The 4,754-nt window shown below is 45.8% G+C and carries 4 protein-coding genes; 3 read left to right on the top strand and 1 reads right to left on the bottom strand.

The window, feature by feature from the left end; all coding sequences use genetic code 11:
* Nucleotides 1-193 precede the first annotated feature (193 nt).
* The gene (locus MICAI_RS07655) at nt 194-679 is read right to left on the bottom strand and encodes an allophycocyanin subunit alpha-B (protein WP_008199947.1); all 486 of its coding nucleotides are present in this window, start codon (nt 677-679) and stop codon (nt 194-196) included.
* Nucleotides 680-912: 233 nt separating this feature from the next.
* On the opposite strand from MICAI_RS07655, the gene MICAI_RS07650 reads away from it, so the two are divergent.
* The 3 genes from MICAI_RS07650 to groL all read left to right on the top strand — a co-directional run bounded on the left by MICAI_RS07650 (nt 913) and on the right by groL (nt 4,177).
* Nucleotides 913-1,698: a slipin family protein gene (locus tag MICAI_RS07650; RefSeq protein WP_008199944.1), complete on the top strand. Its 786-nt coding sequence runs from the start codon at nt 913-915 to the stop codon at nt 1,696-1,698.
* Between the two features lie 495 nt (nt 1,699-2,193).
* Nucleotides 2,194-2,505 (top strand): co-chaperone GroES, encoded by a 312-nt coding sequence (gene groES, locus MICAI_RS07645; RefSeq protein ID WP_002737272.1) that lies wholly within the window; start codon nt 2,194-2,196, stop codon nt 2,503-2,505.
* A 46-nt stretch (nt 2,506-2,551) separates the two neighbouring features.
* Complete coding sequence (gene groL / locus MICAI_RS07640; RefSeq protein WP_002804201.1) at nt 2,552-4,177, top strand: chaperonin GroEL; 1,626 nt, start codon at nt 2,552-2,554, stop codon at nt 4,175-4,177.
* Nucleotides 4,178-4,754: the final 577 nt, after the last annotated feature.

Genomic DNA, 4,754 nt, shown 5'->3' with positions numbered 1-4,754 from the left:
GTCTTTTCACTGTTTACTGATTACTGATTACTGTTTACTGATCACTGAAAATGGCAGTTTCCTACTGTCTTTTCACTGTTTACTGATTACTGATTACTGTTTACTGATCACTGAAAAAAGTCAAGCCTGAACCCTGAAAGAGGGGAAAATTGCCCCTTTTCAGACTTCAGACCCTTGGGATTGTCCCGATCGCTTAGGACATATACTGGATGATAAAGTCGAAGTAGGGAGCTGCTTCCACGGCATCCTCTTGAGTCAAAAGAGCTAAAGCGGCCTCTTTGAGACAACGAATCGCCTCCACCATGCCGGGGACGGGAACATTAAGAGAGTTATACATCTCTTTGACCCCGATCAGGCCGGTTTGTTCGATCGGTCCTTTATCTCCGGCTAATACCCCATAGGTAACTAGACGCAGATACCAACCATAATCGCGCAAGCATTGATTATATTGACGCTGACCGTAGGCATTACCCCCCGGCGCTCTATAATCGGGACGTTTCTTGAACAGTTGTTTTTGAGCCTGATCGACGATTTTTTTCTCATTTTCAGCGAGAGTCTCGGCAATGCGAATTCTCTGCTCACCGGTTTTTAAAAATTGCCCGATACCCTGTAGTTCACCACTACTAGGATAACGAAGTTCGTCGTCGGCTTTGAGGATGACTTGGCTAACTACGCTCATAATATCAAGGTAAATTCTGATAACATTCTGTAGTTTATCTCAGGTCGGGGTCTGGAAGTCGAGTCATCTCTGCTGGTTAGGCAATTCCTAAAAATCTGTAATATTTCGTCATGAGTTTCCCCGACAGCCCGGTTAATCTCTAGAATGAATGTATTAGTGGTCAGGAGCGAGGAGATTGTCCTTGAGATCTCACCGCGCACCGATTAACTTGAACCCGATAACTGGTAATTAATATGGAATTTTTAGCACCCTTGCTGTTGATAGCCGGCATTCTGGGGTTAAATGGCTTTAAAATCGATCGAGAATACCAGCGTGGTGTTATCTTTCGCCTAGGACGTTATCAAGACACCAAAGGCCCCGGACTGTACTGGATCATTCCCCTAGTTGACCAAAAAATGCAGCTGGATATTCGCACCAAAACCGTTGATATTGCCCCGCAAGAAACTGTCACCGCCGATAATGTCACAATTAAGGTTAATGCGGTTCTCTACTATCGCATTATCGACCCTAGCAAAGCGATTAATAAAGTCGAATCCTATCCCGCGGCCGTTTATCAAGCGGCCATGACCACTTTAAGAAATGTAGTTGGTCAAAATCATCTCGATGATGTCTTGCAAAAACGAGACAAAATTAACCATGCAGTCCAACAAATTGTCGATGAAATTAGCGAACCCTGGGGCATCGATATCGAACGGGTGGAGATGAAAGATGTGGAAATTCCCACCGGTATGCAGCGGGCCATGGCCAAGGAAGCGGAAGCATTGCGAGAAAAACGCGCCCGTTTGATTAAAGCTGCTGCAGAACAGGAAGCCTCCCTAAAATTAGCGGAAGCTTCCCGATTAATCATGGAAAATCCCGCCGCTTTGGAATTACGCCGCCTACAAATGTTAACGGAAATTGGAGCGGAAAATAACACCAGTACCGTGATTATGCTCCCCTCCGATATCTTAAATCTCGCTCAAAAATTAACCGAAAAACCATCACAAAATGGCTCAATTGTCAATAGCCAAAAAGGTTAATTTTTAATAATAAAGATTGGTTGTGTTGGTCTCTTTGCTAGAACACCGATTCAGTAATAGCTCACTGAGTAAAAATACTTGGTTTAAATTGAAAAACCAAAATTAATCTGGATGTCCCAGAGCCAAGTTTATTGGCGTAAATTTTACGCCAATAAACTTCTAATTCCTTTCATGAATTAATCAATTTATTGTCAAGAGAAGTGGGAGCAAGATAGTTGACTTAAAAGGTGCTATGTTAGCTCACTTTCTCCTCGTGGTGTATCCCCATTCGAGCTAAAATATGAAGGTTATGGACAACCGCACTCCGACGCAAAAGGAAAACTTTGTACCTCACCATTAAGATAACTGCTATGGCTTAACACCATAGTTCGGAAACCCGTACCGATCGAGCCGTTGTCAGGGGTCCTTGTATTTCGGTAAATTAGCACTCGGAAGGTAAGAGTGCTAATCTGGAAAAAGCACTTACCCAAATACAAGACAAACGGAGGATATTCCATGGCTGCAGTCAGCATCAACGTAACAACTGTTAAACCCCTAGGCGATCGAGTTTTCGTCAAAGTTAGCCCCAGCGAAGAAAAAACCGCCGGTGGTATTTTCCTTCCCGATGCCGCTAAAGAAAAACCCCAAATCGGGGAAGTCGTGGCCGTCGGCCCCGGCAAACGCAACGATGACGGTAGCCGGACCCCCGTAGAAGTAGGTGTGGGTGACAAAGTTCTCTACTCCAAATATGCCGGAACCGATATCAAACTTGGTGGCGAAGAATTCGTTCTCCTCTCCGAAAAAGACATTCTCGCCGCCGTTTCCTAATCATCTACCCTTGAAAACCCCTATTTTGCACGAATAACGATACATTATGGCTAAATCTATTATCTACAACGAAGATGCCCGTCGCGCCTTAGAAAAAGGCATGGATCTTCTGGCCGAAGCGGTAGCTGTCACCCTTGGCCCCAAAGGTCGTAACGTCGTCCTCGAAAAGAAATTTGGCGCACCCCAAATCGTCAATGATGGCATCACCATCGCTAAAGAAATCGAACTGGAAGACCATATCGAGAACACCGGTGTGGCTTTAATCCGCCAAGCCGCCTCAAAAACCAACGATGTAGCGGGTGATGGTACAACTACCGCCACCGTTCTCGCCCACGCTATCGTTAAAGAAGGTTTACGCAACGTCGCCGCCGGTGCTAACCCGATTTCTCTGAAAAAAGGTATCGATAAAGCTGCCGATTTCCTCGTCAGTCAAATCGCCAAACACGCGAAACCCGTAGAAGACTCCAAAGCGATCGCACAAGTGGGCGCTATCTCTGCTGGTAACGATGATGAAGTCGGTCAAATGATCGCCTCGGCCATGGATAAAGTCGGTAAAGAAGGCGTAATTTCCCTAGAAGAAGGGAAATCGATGACCACCGAACTAGAAATCACCGAAGGGATGCGTTTTGACAAAGGTTATATCTCTCCCTACTTTGTCACCGACACCGAACGCATGGAATGCGTTTTTGAAGATCCCGCTATTCTGATTACCGACAAAAAAATCGGTTTAGTACAGGATTTGGTTCCCATTCTCGAACAAGTTGCCCGTCAAGGTAAACCCCTAGTAATTATCGCCGAAGACATCGAAAAAGAAGCTTTGGCAACCCTAGTGGTTAACCGTCTGCGCGGTGTTCTTAACGTCACTGCGGTGAAAGCTCCCGGATTTGGCGATCGCAGAAAAGCGATGTTAGAAGATATCGCCGTCTTAACCGGTGGTCAAGTAATCAGCGAAGATGCGGGTTTAAAACTGGAAACCACTAAAATTGACAGCTTAGGTACGGCCCGCCGTATCACTATGAACAAAGATACCACCACCATCGTCGCCGAAGGCAACGACGTGGCAGTGAAAACCCGTTGTGAGCAAATTCGCCGTCAAATCGAGGAAACTGATTCTTCCTACGATAAAGAAAAACTGCAAGAACGTCTGGCTAAATTAGCCGGGGGTGTGGCAGTGATTAAAGTCGGTGCCGCTACCGAAACGGAAATGAAAGACCGCAAATTGCGCCTAGAAGACGCGATTAACGCCACTAAAGCAGCCGTAGAAGAAGGTATCGTCCCCGGGGGTGGTACTACTTTGGCTCACCTGGCTCCCCAATTGGAAACCTGGGCCAAAGAAACCCTACACCATGAAGAATTAACCGGTGCTTTAATCGTTTCTCGCGCCATTGCTGCCCCCTTAAAACGGATCGCTGAAAACGCCGGCCAAAACGGTGCAGTTATTGCCGAACGGGTGAAAGAGAAGCCCTTTAATGTCGGTTATAATGCCGCTACCGGTGAGTTCTCCGATATGTTTGAGGCGGGTATCGTTGACCCTGCGAAAGTGACTCGTTCTGCCCTACAAAATGCCGCTTCTATCGCCGGTATGGTTTTAACTACCGAGTGTATTGTGGTGGATAAACCGGAAAAAGAAAAATCCGCTCCTCCCGCCGGCGGTGGTGACTTCGACTATTAATAATTAGTCTGTTTTTTCTGGACTCGATCACTTAAATGCGATCGAGTTTTTTTTGATGAAAAAACATCTTTTTGCATGAGTACATGAGTAGAAAACGGGTTTCTCGGAGAAACCCGTTTTCTGTGCGTTACTCAGAGGGGCGAAGCATTCGGGCAATAACCTATCGGTGAAACTGGAGATTTTCTATCCGAATGCTTCGCCCGTACTTTTTGCCGCAAACCCTACTTATGAGGAAAGGCAAAAGGGGCAATAGATAATCAGCTTTTAATAACCGTATTTAGAGGATTTATGTCGGGTTTCGTTGCCTCAACCCGACCTACGAATTTACTATACTAATTTTTCCGTGATATTTGTCAGGATAATTTCTAGGGAATCGGTAACGGGGGATTGACTCATGAATTTCCGGGAACATTCGATCGCCTAGTAATATTGTAGCTGTAGGTTGGGTTGAACGATAGTGAAACCCAACAACCGAGGATTTATGTCGGGTTTCGTTGCCTCAACCCGACCTACGAATTTACTTGGAACGACCAGAAACTGGGGCATTGGATCACCGTAGTGTAGTTTTAGGTTAATA

Source organism: Microcystis sp. T1-4 (assembly GCF_000297435.1).
Lineage (GTDB): Bacteria > Cyanobacteriota > Cyanobacteriia > Cyanobacteriales > Microcystaceae > Microcystis.
The sequence above is the reverse complement of the archived record's forward strand: the minus strand, read 5'-3'. Positions and strand labels throughout refer to the sequence as shown.